Annotated in this window: 13 protein-coding genes; 2 read left to right on the forward strand and 11 right to left on the reverse strand. The window is 39.5% G+C overall.

Features of this window, described 5'->3' with window-relative positions:
• Positions 1-16: 16 nt before the first annotated feature.
• Complete coding sequence (locus DW826_RS00905) at positions 17-1237, reverse strand: Coenzyme F420 hydrogenase/dehydrogenase, beta subunit C-terminal domain (protein WP_117551758.1); 1221 nt, start codon at positions 1235-1237, stop codon at positions 17-19.
• A gap of 14 nt (positions 1238-1251) precedes the next feature.
• The gene (locus DW826_RS00910) at positions 1252-2385 is read right to left on the reverse strand and encodes a polysaccharide pyruvyl transferase family protein (protein ID WP_117551759.1); all 1134 of its coding nucleotides are present in this window, start codon (positions 2383-2385) and stop codon (positions 1252-1254) included.
• Between the two features lie 302 nt (positions 2386-2687).
• On the opposite strand from DW826_RS00910, the gene DW826_RS00915 reads away from it, so the two are divergent.
• On the forward strand, positions 2688-2969 hold the full coding sequence (locus DW826_RS00915; RefSeq protein WP_242992133.1) for a Mu transposase C-terminal domain-containing protein: 282 nt from the start codon (positions 2688-2690) through the stop codon (positions 2967-2969).
• A 17-nt stretch (positions 2970-2986) separates the two neighbouring features.
• Here DW826_RS00915 and aepY read toward each other — a convergent pair whose 3' ends face one another.
• The 9 genes from aepY to DW826_RS00960 all read right to left on the reverse strand — a co-directional run bounded on the left by aepY (position 2987) and on the right by DW826_RS00960 (position 14795).
• Positions 2987-4144 (reverse strand): phosphonopyruvate decarboxylase, encoded by a 1158-nt coding sequence (gene aepY / locus DW826_RS00920; protein ID WP_117503673.1) that lies wholly within the window; start codon positions 4142-4144, stop codon positions 2987-2989.
• Positions 4145-4180: 36 nt separating this feature from the next.
• Complete coding sequence (aepX, locus tag DW826_RS00925; protein ID WP_117551761.1) at positions 4181-5476, reverse strand: phosphoenolpyruvate mutase; 1296 nt, start codon at positions 5474-5476, stop codon at positions 4181-4183.
• Between the two features lie 27 nt (positions 5477-5503).
• A complete protein-coding gene (locus tag DW826_RS00930; RefSeq protein ID WP_117551762.1) occupies positions 5504-6679 on the reverse strand; it encodes a hypothetical protein in 1176 nt (391 codons plus the stop codon).
• Between the two features lie 3 nt (positions 6680-6682).
• On the reverse strand, positions 6683-7426 hold the full coding sequence (locus DW826_RS00935) for a DUF6564 domain-containing protein (protein WP_117551763.1): 744 nt from the start codon (positions 7424-7426) through the stop codon (positions 6683-6685).
• Positions 7423-8412 (reverse strand): NAD(P)-dependent oxidoreductase, encoded by a 990-nt coding sequence (locus DW826_RS00940; protein ID WP_117503685.1) that lies wholly within the window; start codon positions 8410-8412, stop codon positions 7423-7425. The genes DW826_RS00935 and DW826_RS00940 overlap by 4 nt, the downstream gene beginning before the upstream one ends.
• A gap of 5 nt (positions 8413-8417) precedes the next feature.
• Positions 8418-9155, reverse strand: coding sequence for a metallophosphoesterase family protein (locus tag DW826_RS00945; RefSeq protein ID WP_117503677.1), 738 nt, complete (start codon positions 9153-9155; stop codon positions 8418-8420).
• Positions 9156-9637: 482 nt separating this feature from the next.
• On the reverse strand, positions 9638-11431 hold the full coding sequence (locus tag DW826_RS00950) for a methyl-accepting chemotaxis protein (RefSeq protein ID WP_117551764.1): 1794 nt from the start codon (positions 11429-11431) through the stop codon (positions 9638-9640).
• A gap of 105 nt (positions 11432-11536) precedes the next feature.
• Positions 11537-12367, reverse strand: a complete 831-nt coding sequence (locus DW826_RS00955; RefSeq protein WP_117503679.1) for an EAL domain-containing protein — start codon at positions 12365-12367, stop codon at positions 11537-11539.
• On the reverse strand, positions 12360-14795 hold the full coding sequence (locus tag DW826_RS00960; RefSeq protein WP_117551765.1) for a hypothetical protein: 2436 nt from the start codon (positions 14793-14795) through the stop codon (positions 12360-12362). Before DW826_RS00960 ends, DW826_RS00955 begins: the two co-directional genes overlap by 8 nt.
• 190 nt (positions 14796-14985) lie before the next feature.
• Between DW826_RS00960 and DW826_RS00965 the strand changes: the two genes are divergently transcribed.
• Positions 14986-17208: a chemotaxis protein CheA gene (locus DW826_RS00965; protein WP_117551766.1), complete on the forward strand. Its 2223-nt coding sequence runs from the start codon at positions 14986-14988 to the stop codon at positions 17206-17208.
• The last annotated feature ends 2 nt before the right edge of the window (positions 17209-17210 follow it).

Below are 17210 nucleotides of genomic sequence, written 5' to 3' on the forward strand. Positions count from 1 at the left end.
TGATCTCCTTTATATGTTACTTTCTATTCCTTATAGACCACACAAAAGCTTTCTGACGATTACCCCAAACGTATTTCTGCCATAATAGTTTTAGCGATGGCTTATCTGCCCATTTTCTGTTAATATCTTCAATATCCATTTCACTTTTCAGATCCTGCATAAATTGTTCTCGCTTAGGGTTCATTTCAATATGTTTACGCATTGGACCTTGATACCTTAAAGCATCTTCAAATCTCAACTCATGCCCATACATCGAACCTTCAGCTTTTTTCAATACAGATTTTCCCTTTTCAGTATTTGCAATTGCCAGAGAAGAACCACCATTTTTACCATATAATTCCATACAATAAATATGTACTCCCCATAGGTCGCCGAGAGATATATCGGCTGTCCGTTCCGTTGTCGCAAAGAGGCATTCATAGCATGAAGGTCGGCTCATAAGATGCTTCAACCAAATATACCAAAATGGGTTAAACCAACGGTCTTTTTCAATTACTTTTTTCTTATTATCGTTCATCATAACTGTGGTCCTCATTATCTCGAAGTCCCATTTGTGATGTCCGAGAAAAGAGTGGCCCTTATACCTGTAGTCAATGCTTTCGATTAAAGCACCGAATTTCTTTTTTAGTGATTGCTCATATTTCCGAATATAAAGGGGACTCGGGACGCCTTCGCAAATAACCTCCACGGTTAATAAGTTATCCTGATTCGTATTACGCAAAAACGCCTTTAATCCAGAAATTTGACATGGCGTTCCAGAAAAAAGCACTTTCTTTCCGGAATTCAAAAAATCTTTAGCCTGCTGATATGATTTACCCATTTTGCTTTGGGAATATTTTGATTTTCTAAACTTAGCCAAATTTTTCTTGTCGGTAATATAACTGTGCCAAACTAAAAGCCCCTTACTTTCTGCACCAAAAATCACATAATTGTCATCGCAAAAAGTATCGACAATAGCTGAAAATGCACCGCCGCTAGTGCTTTCAAAACGTACTTCTTCATCTTTGATATATCCACCAAAAACATACTTGTCCTTGCCATATCGCACTGGCATATTCTCATAAAGACAGACTTGGTGGCACAAATTACATTTTACACACAAGTCTTTATTAAGAATCGGATAACGAAATCCTTCATCGTCCTCTTCCATCTTCAATGCACTTTTAGGGCAAATCTGAACACAGGCTTCACAGCCGTAACACTTTCCCTTATCTTTGTCTGTCAAGTATCCCGCCATATCTCACACCACCATTAAAAGCAGGAAGTCAATTCCATGTGCAAGAACTCAAGAGATTTTTTTCTAGCTTCTGCTATGCGACTATGAACTACTTCATAATTTATATCGTTCAAATTACCCTTATCTTCCGCTCCACTTACCAGCAAATGGTCAGTCAAGCCAAACAGGGCAAGAAGCTCTTTTATTTTAGTATCACACAGTTCTCTGGAGAATACGTAGAACGGCTTACTGTATTGAACAGCAAATATCGCTCCATGGAACGAATTTGTCACAACACATTCTGCATATTTCGTAAGGGACAAAAACTCTTCAACCCCTGCCTCATAGAACATTCGGCGATTAGTTTTTTCAGCATTTTTTGCGCGCAAACTAATTTCAACGATCTTCCAGCCATTTTCTGCTGCAAGCTTCTCTGCATAAGCCTCCATATGAGGATTATATCTACGCGAGTAAAGTAACAGATACTTCTCATTTTCCAGCCGTTCGTCCGCTATTTTGTCGTACTCATTACTTGTCAGCAATAATGTTGGATCAATTACCCTTTGAACTGGAACATCTACATGAGAAGTGACATATGGTATCATTTGATTTTCTCTTAAGCCAATCGCATTAAAATTTTTCAGCCTTTCGTTCAACTTTTGATAATCGTCCTGCTCAAAATGTGAATCTGCAAAACTTGCGGCATACGCAACGCTATTCTTTTTCATACAATCATAATTTGCGAAATATCCATCATCGAAGCCTCCAAACTCATCAATGCAAAAGATCGTATCACTTCCACATACGAAGCCTGTAATGTTTTCATCCATAGAAATATCATTAAAATTTTGAGCCGTGTATTTCTTACACGTGCGTTCAAAACGCTTATGATAGAATTTATCAAACTTATAATAATTTTCCTGAATAGCGGGCAGTGTAAGCTCACACATCTTACGAGATTCCTCATCTTTATCCCACATATTGGCAACTGGATTCAATGGGTCTTTATCAGCTAAAACCTCAGGGCAATAATCAACAAGGACAGGCTCAACTATATTCCCAGCAATCTTTTTTATAGACTGACAAAGTGCCCATGATTGAAGTGCAGAGCCATAATTTGTGAAGTTACAATAGATGTTATAACTAACTATTCCAATTCTTTTTTTCATGTTTTATTTGTCTCCTTTTAAATTTTAAAATCACACACAAAGTGGTGAGGAACTTGTTCTTTTTTTGGGGGGGAGTTCCATGTAATTACCATACTGCTGTTCCAACAGCTCTTTGCATTTTCTTATTGCCATAAAGTTCTTTCCGGCAAATTCCAATATGTACTCTATGATGATAAGAAAAAACTCACTACTTTGCAAGCTAATCCGTATAAAAACTTCATCTAAATTTCTCTTTGACACCTTTATGGCTCAGTTCCGCCCGGAATGGAGACCTGTCCTGCGTATCCCTTGGAATCCTTTTGTTGCATACCCATGTCCGTGATGGGGCTAGCAAAGGCAAGCCAGAGTCCAGACAATGGCTAGATGGCTGTTTTTATAACCGGATTACCAGAAAAGTCCGTAAGGACTCCACAGTTACGATTGATGGCGTCTGCTATGATGTTCCCATGCAATTCATCTCCGCAAAGGTCGATATCCGTTTCCAGCCAGATGACATATCTTCTGCATTTATTCTGTTTGATGATCAGAAGTTCCCGATTCGCCAGACCAATCGCAACGAAAATTATCCCCGCTCAAAAAAATAAAATATCCGCTTCACAAATTAATCTCTTTTCAAAGAGGTGGTTATTAATTGATATTCATTTAATGTTTTCAGATACTCCATGAACTTTTCCTTATTTTCAATAGCTGTTGTTGTTGGTCTACCCAGATTTTGTCTTGATCCAATAGCACACTTCACCTCTATTAAACTCAACTTTTTTCGTTTTCTTGCTTTCTTAAGTTCTCTTTCCAAATCATCAAATGTATCAACACAAACTGCATGTGGATAACCACAGGCTTTCGCAACTTTTGTAAAATTAACAGAAGCCGCTGTTGGCATGCCTCCAACTGTTTCATGCGCTTCATTGTTAATGATTACATGGATCATATTTGCGGGGGCAGTAGAACCTATTATCGCCATAGCTCCCATATGCATAAGAGCTGAACCATCACCATCAATACACCATATCTTTGTATCTGGCTCATTTAGTGCTATACCCAGGGCAATAGAAGACGTATGCCCCATTGATCCTACTGTCAGAAAATCATACTGGTGCCCCTGTTCATTTGCTGTCCTTATTTCAAAAAGTTCTCTGGATGCCTTCCCGGTAGTTGAAATAATTGGATCTTTTTTAGAATTTTTTACAATAAGCCGAATAACATCTTCTCGCAGCATTTTGTTATGATTTTTGTATGAAATCTTTGTATCCGTAGAAATAGCTCCTTTACTGACTACAAAAGCTACATCTTTTCCAACTGCCAATTTTTTCCTAAAGCATTCCATCTGCTGCTCTACTTCTTTATCCGTTGTTTCTTTGCGGATTACAAAAGCTTCTATCCCCATATCTTCGAGAAGTTTTAAAGTAATCTCTCCCTGATAAATATGTTGAGGTTCATCATGTATTCCCGGTTCACCTCTCCAGCCTATAATAAATATCATGGGTATCGCATAGACCTTATCATTTAACAACGATGCAACAGGATTAATAATATTTCCTTCTCCTGAATTCTGCATGTATACTACAGGTATCTTACCTGTGGACAGATAGTAACCAGCTGCTAAAGCTGTACAATTTCCTTCATTTGCCGCTATTATATGATGGTTCTCATTGATTCCATATGTTGCCATCAGGTAATCACAAAGTGCTTTTAATTGTGAATCCGGCACGCCTGTATAAAAATCTGATCCTATAATCTGTACTAGCTTTTCTGCTTTCATAAGCTCTTTGCACTCCTTACTCTCTTTCCACACTTGTTATAGTGTATCGATTAATGTAATAATATCCTTAATCGGAAGTAGTCGGTCATCCACTTCTTTCGCTCTATGATATTTCAATATTTCTCTTGCTGTATCCTGCATGGCAGGAAATGCACTGCGAGTCAACTGATTCGCATAAATCACAAGGTTCACCCCATGAACTGCCAGTTCCTCTTCCGTAATCGTATTGAAAGAGGAGGGAACCACTACTAAAGGTGTTTCCGTATTTACCATCCTGAACTTATCACAAAATTCCAGTATCTCCGCTGGATCTTTTTTTCTGCTATGAATCATAATTCCATCTGCACCTGCTTTAACAAAAGCAGTTGCACGCTTTAAAGCATCTTCCATTCCGCGTTCCAGAATAAGACTTTCAATTCTTGCAATGATCATGAAATCATCTGTAAGCTGGGCATTTTTTCCTGCGCGTATCTTCTGGCTGAAATGTTCTATACTATCCTGGGTCTGTGCCACATCTGTCCCAAACAGCGAATTTTTCTTAAGCCCCGTTTTATCTTCAATGATCACAGCTGAAACTCCCATTTTCTCAAGAGACCTCACTGTATATACAAAATGTTCTGTCAGCCCACCTGTATCTCCATCAAAAATGATAGGTTTTGTTGTTACCTCTGTAACATCATCAATTGTTCTAAACCGGCTTGTCATATCAACAAGCTCAATATCAGGTTTCCCTTTAGCTGTGGAATCACAAAGAGAAGAAATCCACATGGCATCAAATTGATCCAATCTTCCCTCATGCTCAACCACTGTTTTCTCTGCAATAAGACCTGTAATTCCATTATGAACTTCCAGTGCCTTTACAATCGGTCTAATGCCAAGTAACTGCTTTAATCGCTTCCGTCTGTACTCTGGCATAGCAAGTCTTGCCCTCATTTTCCTACTGAGTTCTTTAATCTGTGGATCATATGTATATGGAATATCAATGATCTTACCACCGTAAGCTTCCACTGCTTTTTTTGCATTTTCGCGGATTGCTTTCATAGGTCCTTTACACCAATTATCTCCATGTATAACATAATCCGGCTTTATTTTCCTAATGACCGTATCATACATAATTGAATCCTGTTCGACTACTTCTGACACACCAGCAATTTCTTGCACCATTTTTTTTCTTTCATAAAAAGAAATTGTGGGAAAACGGTCAAACTGTACTAATGCCTTATCTGTCATAACACCAACCACTACGTCTCCATATTTTTGTGCCTCATGGATGATATTTAAATGCCCTGCATGGATCACATCTGTTGTAAAGCATGTATATACAATGCCCATATTTGAATCTCCTCTAATTTGTTCGTTTTATTTGTTTTTTTCTATTATTTCCCTGATAATAAACTCTGCTGTATTATCTATTTCATCAAAAGAAACCTGTTTTGTAAGATTCACGTCAAAAACTTTTTTTACTTTTTGTAACAATTCATTTGTATAAACAAGAACACCATCCTGGACATTCTCTATTCCGTCTAAATAAATAGATTCTTTGTTTTTTTTCCTCATTTCTTCCAAAGAAAAAACAGTTTCATCTATATACGCTCGTGGAGATTCACCACTTCCATCAATAATAACCGGGTATCCACCTATCTCACCAAATACCCCAGGACAATGAAGTTTTGTCTTTTTTCCAGTTCTTACCGCCCCAAGGATTGCCTGAATAATTTCAAAATTACTGGAAGCATTCATCATATTTCTTTTAGCATCAACTGGCATAGGGATATTGCAATTGGATATGATTTTATCAATCCCCAAAGGTAGTGGACTGTCATGGTATCTCATGTCGATCAGCATTGGTACTCCCTCTGTATGACCTTCTTTACTAATACATACATCATGAAAATGGGCAACTGCAAATGTAATATCTATATTCCAAAAGTCTCTAATCGAGAGAATATTGCCTGCCGCAAGCTTAAATCGGTATACCAGATGATTGATGTTACCACTTCCAAAGTCCGGATATGCCTTACCTGCCGATTTCAACCATGGTATCACCACATCTGAATAAGATGTATTAATAACAATCGCATCTGAACCAGTTCTTTCATAAGCCTCCATGATATTTTTTGTATATCGTATAGATAAAGGAGACCAGATTCCATAAGCCCGCACTGTTTTCCACGAAATGCTTCCATATTTCAACCCTGAGTAAGCACGGCTGCTATTGACAATGATATCCGGTACAAAACACTCTATAGCATGCTCAATCGTTTTTATATCGTTTAAATCAACAGTAGCATTTATTTTTACCTGACATTTGTTTTGTCCTCTGATCAACGACGCAACCTTAACGATATTTACATCCGAGTTCATTTTTTCTTCATTTCTTCCAACCACGCAGATTTCCATATTCTCATCCGCCATAGAAACCAGATAATCCAGCAAATAATTTCCTACACTTCCCAGGCCAATGATCATAATTCTGACTTTCCTGTTTTTCAATTCATTTTTCAATTTTTCCAGCTTTTCATTGATTGTTTTCATCTTTTAATACTCCTGAATTTGGTTGAAGTCATCTAATGTATTGCAGTTAACCCAATTTCCCAAGGTAATCAGTTCATACTTGTCTCTCCCAATAGTACGAAAATATTTTTCAACAAAAATCAGATTAGTTCCTTTCCATTCTTCTTTATCTATTTTGCTAAATACTTTTTTTGCTATTTCTTTATCTGAAAATTTCCAGACCTGTCCAGAATTATAAATCGCAAAAAAGGGCTCTTTTATGAGTAATTCATTGTGTCCTGTATCATATATGTATCGGATTTCACCATCAATATCAAAATACAGCGCAACTGATTTGTCTGCCAGGATTGGATTTCTATTAACAGTAACCACACTTTTATCGGCACTACACACCCTTTGGTAATCGTCTTCATTAAAATATAAATCTCCTTCTGCAAAAACGATCTCATCTGCCCCTGTTTCAAAGGCTTTTTGCAGTCCTAAATAAAGACTATATCCTGAACCATAGGTTGAATAATATGGATTTTCAATCAAAAGAATCCTATCTGAAAACTTTTTAAATGATGCCCTGATTGTTTCGCATAACTCTTTATATCTGTATCCACCCACTATAATAAAATAGTCAAATTCTCTGCTGCGTTCTAACAAAATATACAACAAGCTGTCTTTTAATGACTTATTATGATATAAACACTTAATGACCGGCTTACCTACTGACCGGCTGAATCGTGTAGACATGCCCGCCACCGTTATGATTAAAACTTTCATTTGTTTAATTCCTTTACACACTCTTCAATACCTTGTTCAAGTGTTACTTTCGGCATCCATCCGGTTCTTTCCCGGATTTTATCTGTATTTAACAGTCTCCTTTCCGGATCTGACTTTCTAAATCCTTTAAATACAATCTGTGGATCTTTCTTCCCCATTTTATCCCCACACATTTTTACCAGATTTACAATGGATATTTCCTCATCCGTTGCCACATTATAAATAGAACCATCCAAAGCCTCCGGTGAATCAATCAATGCAATCACAGCCCTGCAAGAATCTTCATTGTAAAGAAATGTTCTCATATTTTTCTTACTATTTTCTAAAAGCTGCACCTTTCCTGTATCCTTTAACTGGTGAAGAATATAAGGGATAATATGTTTTGGATACAATTCATTTTTGCTGTAAACATTAGCAAAGCGAATCGAACATCCTTTAATCTTACCTTCATCCACAGCATCTTTTATAAAAAATTCTGTCATAAGTTTTCCAGTAGCATAGCTCGTTCTCTGACTGTGTTCTGCATCAGACATAGTAATAAAATCCGACTCTTTCACTCCATCCGGTGTCCATGACTGCATAGAATATACTTCAGACGTTGAACAATTTATATAAATATCTGCACCATTCTCTATCGCCTGGTCAAGAAACATCTTCATTCCCAGTACATTGGTTGTAAACGTGCGATTTACATGATAAAAATGTTCCGTATGTACCACTGCAGCACAGTTTATGTATACAAGTAAACCATATTGACCCTTTTCTTTTTGTATTTCTTGTTTCAGGCTGTCCATCTGGGCATTATCATTAATATCGTATTGATAAAACGTAAAAAGTGAATTATTGACTATGTCTTCTACTGTATGAAGAGAAGACGCAAAAAAATTATCAAAACCTATCACCTTATGTCCCATTCTGACAAGCTGTCTTGCCAATTCATTTCCTGTCATTCCAGTTACTCCACTGATCACATACAAGTTTTTCATTATCATCATACTCCTGTTAATAACCTTTTTTTATAAAAAGAATCTATTTTATCAGAAAATGCTTTCTGCTCTCTTTCTATATCATAATCAACTGCACACATCTTAAATTCATCTGTTTCTGTATCCCATAGTACAAATTGTGCTCTGGGATTATGATTCCTTGGCTGTCCGACAGACCCTGGATTAATAAACATTGTACGTTTCTTATTTCTGTATTCTATATTATCTACATAATAATATTCACCAAATATATGCGGTAAATGGGAATGTCCAGAAAAAACATAGTCATATTTTTTATATTCTCTTAAATCCTGCCCAGGTCTGATAGCTGTCCACAAATGATCTTTAAGGCTTCCATGAACTGCTAAGCATTTTTTTCCTTCTATAACTACCTCTGTTAATGCTGTTGAATCCATTATGGTATTCAAATAATGCCAACTTTGTGCATTCAGCAATTTTCGCGTATTCTCTGCACATCTTTTCCCTCTTTCAGAAGAAAACATGTCATATTTTTGTTCTATGATTGCTTCCTCATGATTTCCACGAATATTACCGATTATTTCCCATGGAAGATCCATTAAGCAGGTAATCACCTCATTTGAGTGAGGACCATAATCAATAATATCTCCAAGAATGAGCACTTTTTTTATCTGTTCTTTTTCCAGATATTTTACAACTTCGCGAAAAGCTTCCATATTACCATGTATATCTGATAAAACTGCTATTTTCATTAATTTAAACATGCCGTCGCGACATGTCCTCCTTGTATCGCTCCTGCCTTCGGCACAAACAATGCATGAATCTTTGTTGACAGGTTACTTTTTATTTCAGTTCGTTTTAAAATCCAATTGGCGATATCAGAATAGTATGACCATTTCCCGTTTCCGTATTGGCTGTGTTCTCACAGATTCATTTATTATTTTGCTTTTTTTCTTTTACATTTTTGCTTTTTACATTAAAGTCAAAACTTGATACAGGAGCATGTGGCTGCCGTTTTTCTACTGGAATAGGTAATACAGTATTTAATATCATATTTTCTACATACCCGGTCCAATTCCTCCAGCATATCCAGCTCTAACAGATGCATCGTCCTGAATTCTTTCGGTGATAATTTTCTTGGCTCTGCTATTTTTCAGTTTCCTTTCCAACTTTAATCAAGCCCACAACAGAAAATAAAATCTGCTGTGGGCTCATACACACTATCTATTCTTTTTTAACCACAGCCTTAGTATTTGTCATTATCCTCATAAGAGATAGGGGATGACGGTTCTTTTTCTCCTGTTTCTCCTGTTGTCTTGCCTGACTGTGCTGTATGTGATACAGGATCCGCAGAACCATCCTTCAATGTGAATTTACCTACCAAATCCTTTAAGATCTGTGCCTGGCTGGAAAGTTCCTCACTGGCTGCAGCGCTTTCTTCTGCAGTTGCAGAATTGCTCTGTACAACGCTGGAGATCTGGCTGATGCCTTCATTTACCTGTTTTACTGAAACTGCCTGTGACTCGCTGGCAGAAGAGATCTCCTCAATGGTCTGTGCTACTCCCTGAACGCCTTCGGTCAGCTGCTGCAATGCCTTGGCTGTTTCATTTGCGATCTTAGTACCACGGTCAACTGCGTGAAGAGAACCTTCAATGAGAGCAGAAGTATTCTTTGAAGCTTCTGCTGATTTTCCTGCAAGATTACGAACCTCGTCTGCTACTACTGCAAATCCTTTTCCTGCTGCTCCTGCACGGGCTGCTTCTACGGCTGCGTTCAAAGCAAGAATATTAGTCTGGAATGCAATATCCTCAATCGTCTTGATGATCTTTCCAATCTCACTGGAGCTGTTGCTGATGTCCGTCATGGCAGAAAGCATCTCCTGCATACGCTGTCTGCTTTCTCCTGCCTGTTCTCTTACATTATCAGCCATGTCGCTGGCTGCCTTTGCATTTTCAGCATTTTTTTCAACATTATTGGAAATCTCATTAATGGTCGCTGCCAGTTCTTCCACGGAAGAAGCCTGCTCGGTAGCACCCTGGGATAATGCCTGTGCTCCGGAGGATACCTGATCGGAGCCTGCTGCCACCTGATCAGCTGACTGGGTAACACTCGAAAGCGTACTGCTTAAATTATCTCTCAGAAGAACCATAGAGTTATAGATCGCAACAAAGCTTCCTACATAATCCTTTGACATAGAAGAATAAACATTAAAGTTTCCGCGGCTCATCTCTGTAAGGATATTTGTCTCATCTGCCACTACCGCGTTCAGGAACGCTGCTACAGACCGCAAATCATCGGAAAGCCTTCCAAGCTCATCTTCTGCCTTGTACTCGATATCAATATCCATATTACCGCGTCTCATTTTTTCCATAGCTTCCTGCAACTGTTTTACCGGCTCTACTACGGAACGTATCAGGATCGTTGCCATAATAACGGTAAGGATCAGTGCAACGATAACAATTATGATCCCTACAATAAACAGGATGGTTCTGGTCTTCATGGAAGAATTGTAATCATTACCAACAAGGTCTGTCACCTGATCGCTAAACTGATCCAGAATTCCTTCCAGCTTGGACACTTCCGGGTCAAACTCATCGATAAACGTGAGCCTTGCCTGCTCTTTCGCACGGTCAGAACCAGTGGACAGATACTCTAAGATCTTGTTTGTGACCTCAGAAGTTACCTGAAGCTGTGTATGAAACTGGTTTACCAGTGTCATATCTCCATTATAACGCTCCATGAACCAGCCTGCGTTCTCCGCAAGGCCGTCTCTATACGAATCAACGTTTGAAAGATATGTTTTTGTGGCGGTGGGGTCATCATCAATCATAGCCTGCGTCAGATTCTGGATTGTTGCCAGCATATAGATTTTTACCTTGTCTACACGTACGATCGCTTCGTGGTTATTTTTATAGAACTGGTTATACTGTGTGCTGATGTTGATCATTCCATAAAACAGCGCGCCAACTGTTACAAAAAAACAGATGACTACTGCTCCAAAAGCAATCGTGATTTTTTGCTTCATATTACGGTTCTTCATGTTCCTTCCCTCTCTTTGTTATTTCTTTCGTGGAATATTGTGGAATTTAATCCCTACTTTTATTATTCGGCAAGTAGCGAAAAATCATAAGGGATATTTGGTTTTTCATTTTTCTTTTCTATGGTTCTTTTTTCCTGCTTCTTCCAGTGTTTCTTTCCATCCTGCAGACTCTTTTTTATTATGAGCATCTATAAATGCACAAAAATCTTCAAACGATACTGGCTTCGAGATCAGATAACCCTGAAGGAAATCACAGCCCATATCCGAAAGTTCTTTCGCCTGGAGCTGGTTTTCTATCCCCTCAGCCGTGATCTGGATCCCATATTTGTGCAAAAAATATATGATCTCCGAAATAAGGTCTTTTGAAAAACTTGTTGTATCTATAGTCCATGTAACTGCCTTGTCTATTTTCAACACAGAAAACGGTATCTGCATAAGCCGCAGGAGATTTGACTCTTCTTTTCCAAAATCATCAATAGCTATGAGGCATCCTCTTTTTATCAAATTTTCTGCCAGCTTAATGACTTGCTGCATATTCTGTAATTGATTACTTTCTGTGATTTCAAAACATATAGCAGATATATCTGATGTACATTGATCTAGCATGGCAAAGATTTTCTTTTCTGATTCCACGCTGGAGCATGTGACCGGGGACAGATTTACATTTATTCTTTCAATGTTTCTTTTTTTCAGCTCTGGCAGCTGTTCTAACACTTTATTTAAAACCCACAGATCAAAACAGCTGACATAGCCCATTTCCTCTGCTTTGCGGATCACCTGTTCAATATTCTGATGGTGGCCATCATCATATCGTAAAAGTGCTTCTGCAACATTCAGTTTCTTTTCATTTAAATTGTAGATCGGCTGATAAAAAACCTCAAGATAGGGCAATGCACTTTCAAAATAACTTTGCATGATTTTTCTCTTTTCATCCATTTGCAAGCTTGCTTTTTACATAGTCCTTGATCATTTCTCCGCTGTGTCTATCATCTGGTACTGGCATCTGGATCCGGTCACAGAGAGAAAGCCATTTGTCCAGCGTGAGGACTTCATTTTCCTCCTCTACATAATACAGATCTGTGGGAAGGATATCCTTATAAATTGCTGCTGACGGAGAATTCCATTCCTGATATTCCTGCTCTGTAAAACGGATATCACAGTTTTTTTCTCCTTCTGTAACTTTCCTAAATCTGCTGCCTAATACGGTCTTTTCTTCTTTCCGTTCCTTTCTCCAAACCACTGTTCCATCCAGACAAAACTTTAAATAGGTTCCTGATCCCAGATCATCTGCGATCACTTCATTTTCGGATACTGCATATAGCTGTATTTCGTTGCTGTCAATATATAAAAGCTCTTCTATTTTTCCCTCTTCTCTGGTTTCTTTCAGGATGCATCCTGTTCTGGCATCGAAAAATACCAGAGTATCACCACAAACTGTAACCGAAGTGATTTCCCTTTCCGGATCTGCAAAACTGCACCAGGATACTTTTCCTGTATCCGTGTTCAGGATCAGCCATCGTTTTTTATAAGTCTGCGGACATAAAATGTTTCTGCCTATAGAAACAGCCCCGCCAAATACCCCCGGAATACCACGTACTTTATTCTTGTCCACCATTGTATAGGTTATATGTCCGGAAGTAAGATCTATGCAAAGGATGCTGTTGTACCATGCAGGCATACAATATAGTACATTACCTCTCTGAAAGCCTTTCAGGAATAACGGCTGTTCTATAAAATGCTCTGCATCACGGATCTGTACGGACTCAAACTGATCCTTATCTATATGGTAAATGGCCAGGTTTCTGGCAAAATATGGGACAAGATACAGTCTGTCTTCTACCCGTACAACAGAACGGAACAGGTCTCCCTTAAATGCCAATTCTCCCGGAATCTTTCCTATGCAGGAAAGTCTGTCCATTTGTTTATCATAATGAAACAGCAGGTTTACTTTTCCGTGAACAAACCACACTTCTTTTTCATCTTCCCAAAAAGCTCCCGGCCAGCATGGTATCTTACATTCCTTTTCTCTTACCAGGGAATCCTGATATAAAACCGGTTTTCCTGTTTCCCAGAACAACTGGGCTACAGAGCTGTAATCTCCGTAATAGCAGTCACAGGAAGCAATGGCAAGATCAAGATCGTATCCGCTGTCCAGGATTCCCCAGCCTTCTTCTTCATAAGAAGCCAGAAGTTCTCTATATTTCCGTAAAAACTGGGGCCGCATCACCTCCAGTGTCTGTTCATACAGTGGATGAGGACGAAGCCATAAAGCGAGATCTTTTCTGTTTCTAAAATATTGAAGTACCGCTTCTATCTTCTGCATCATATCTGGCTGGGTCAGAAGTGCCTCTACAGACAGACTATAAAATACAGTCTTTTTCCTAGCTCCGTCAGGTCTGTAAAGACATTCCCTCCATTTTTCTGGAAGAGAACTGTCCTGTCTTTTCGTACTTCGGGCTCGTTCAATCTTTGGTGATCCAAAGTTCTGTACCTTCTCTTCCCATTGCTCTGTTGGAACTCCTTTGAGTCCGGAACACAAAATATTGATAAACAGTTCTCTTTCCTGCTCTGTTGCTGTAACAAAGCAGTCTGCATTAATAGTTCCCGGCTCAATGACAAACCCGGTGCTTCTCGCCTGGCGTTTCGCAGATTCTACGTTTCCAGTACTTGGTGTGGTATAATAAGGCAGATATACAAGCTGATCTGCATATTTCTTCAATCTGCTGCTATAAAAATCAGGATGGACGCTGGTCAATCTATTGTTCTGGTCATAGGGATTGTGGATAAACACCGCATCCGGTTTCTTATCTTCCAGGCGGAATGTGCGGTAATCTGTAATAGGAACATCTGATGGATACTGATCTCCCTCGTAGTGTTCTACTGCCAGATTCCCGTCCTGGTCTTTATCAAAATAGGGGATCGGTACAACATAGGCATCGCAATCCGGATCCTTATCTGCCGCTTTCCAGACGGTTTCCATAGAATCCCACATAGACACTTTATATGGAAGAAAGACAAAACAGAGACGGTCTGTTTCCATATCATTCTCCATACGTTCATATAAAAGTTTCAATTCTTTCTTTATTTTTTTATACCGCCTTGCAATCTGTTTTTTACTGTGAAGATTCTGACTCATCTCATAAAGATCTTCACAATATACTTCCAGAAGGGGGACCAGATCTGCTTTTCCCACATTTTCCAGCTCTGTTCCCAACAAAAGTGCTGTTTCCTGAGATTGTGAAAGAGCATCAATCATCACTTCTTCTGTATTCTGGCCGAATCCCATGAACACTCTTTCATTTGCCCGCATTAAGAGGGCCGCTGTCTGCAAAAGCCTTCTTTTTTCTTTTCTTTTGATCGCCATTTTTACGGTTTCCTCCAAAAATGATCAGATATCCTATCTCTGATAATTTTATCGGCGTTTTCTTTTTTTTTATAACTGTTGTATCAACTTACTGTTTCTTTTTTGAAATCCCCTTATCCATTTTCAACCACCGCCGATAAAGTTAAAAGAAATACTATTCTGATTATTATGAAAAAAGGCGGTGTACAATATGAGCAGTGGTATGGACAGCAGTATTCTGGATACATACCTTTATGAAGAAAACAATCTTTTAGACCAGTTAGACGAAATGCTGGTTGCTGATGAGAAAAACGGTGATTTTTCCACCGATGACGTAAATGAGATCTTCCGTATCATGCATACGATCAAAGGCTCTTCTGCAATGATGGAATTTAATTCGATCTCCACGATCGCCCATCATATTGAAGATGTATTTTTTTATATCCGTGATAAAGGAATCGAAACTCTGGATCCTGAACATAAGAAAGAGCTTTTCAACCTGATGTTCCGTTCAGAGGATTATTTAAGAAGCGAAATCGAGAAAGTAGAACAGGGAGTACCTCTTTCTACTGATATTGATGCGTTCTCCAATGAGATCAATTCTTTTTTGAAGAAGATCAGCGGCGCTGCACCTGCACAGCCGGAAGCTTCACAGGCTGCACCTGCAGCTTCTGGTGCAGCAGCTTCTGGTGCTGCAGCTTCTGGTGCAGCAGCTTCTGGTGCTGCAGCTTCTGGTGCAGCAGCTTCTGGTGCTGCAGCTTCTGGTGCTGCAGCTTCTGGTGCTGCAGCTTCTGGTGCTGCAGCTCCTGGTGCTGCAGCTCCTGCTTCTCTCCCTGATGATAAGGATGCAGCCTGCTTTTTCCATGTTTTTCTGGAAGAAGGCGTGGGAATGGAGAATCTGCGGGCTTATATGATCGTAAATGCAGTAAGGGAATGTGAAGTGACTTTTCGTTTCTATCCCAGTGATATGGAAACAGATTCGGATACTTCACAGAAGATCGCAGAAAATGGCTTTTTCCTTGCTTTTGACTCCAGTGAAGACGCTTCTAAGGCTGAAGGGATTTTAAAAACCCAGAACCACATCCGATCTTATGAGCTTGTAAATGTCCCAAAAGCCGCTCCTCCTGCAAAAGCTGAGGAAAAAAAGGCATCTGTTTCCAAACCCACGGCACCAGCACCTGCATCCACAGATACAGCTGCCGGGAAAGCAGCTCCTATGCTTTCCCATGCCCCGGTCAAGCAGAATCTGATCAGCGTCAACCTGATGAAGCTGGACAGCCTGATGGATATTGTTGGTGAGATCGTGATCACTGAATCCATGGTCACATCTTCCCCTGAATTAAACCTGCTGCCAAGGGACAACAGGGATAATTTTATGAAATCTGCACGTCAGCTGCGTAAGCTCACCAATGATCTGCAGGATATTGCCATGTCTTTACGCATGGTCCCGATTTCCGGCGTATTCCAGAAAATGAACCGTATTGTGCGTGATATGAAGCAGAGCCTGGGAAAAGACGTCCGTCTGACCATTGTAGGTGAAGATACAGAGGTAGATAAGACGATCGTAGACAATATACAGGATCCTATCATGCATATCGTGCGTAACAGCATGGATCATGGGATTGAAGAAACAGCCCAGGAACGTATTGCTGCCGGTAAGGATCCCCAGGGCGAGATCGTACTTTCCGCTTCCCATACCAGCAGTGAGGTTGTTATCTCCATTAAAGATGACGGATATGGCATGGATCCCCAGAAGATTCTTGAAAAAGCCCGGTCAAAGAACATGCTGACCAAGCCTGATTCTGAATACAGCCAGAAGGAGATCCTGGGGCTGATCATGCTTCCCGGATTTTCCACCAATACAGAGGTAACTGAATATTCCGGTCGTGGTGTTGGAATGGATGTTGTAAAGAAAAATGTAGAATCCTTAGGCGGTATCGTTTCTGTATCCAGTACCTACGGTGAAGGAACTACGATTTCCATGAAGATCCCGCTGACTCTGGCTATTGTAGATGGAATGAAAGTAACGGTAGGTGATTCTATTTTTACTATACCGATCGCCAATATCCGTCAGTCCTTTAAGGTAAAAGCAGATCAGGTGATCAAAGATGAATATGGCAATGAAATGGTAGAACGTGTTGACCATTTTTATCCTATCGTCCGCCTCCATTCCTTCTATCACCTTCCAACTGAGGTTACCCAGATGGAAGACGGTATCCTTTTATGGGTGGAAGCAAATGACCGTTCTTACTGCCTGTTTGTAGATGATCTGATCGGCGAGCAGCAGGTGGTAGTAAAGCCGCTTCCTGCTTTTCTCAGTGAATTTAACCTGAAAGACCACGGCATCACCGGCTGTACCATTATGGGTGATGGCAATATCAGCATCATTCTGGATATCCTCAGCTTATATTCCATAGCTGTAGAGAATGCGTAAAC

Origin of the sequence: Clostridium sp. AM34-11AC (assembly GCF_003435375.1) — a bacterium.
Classification (GTDB): Bacteria; Bacillota; Clostridia; order Lachnospirales; family Lachnospiraceae; genus Pilosibacter; species Pilosibacter fragilis.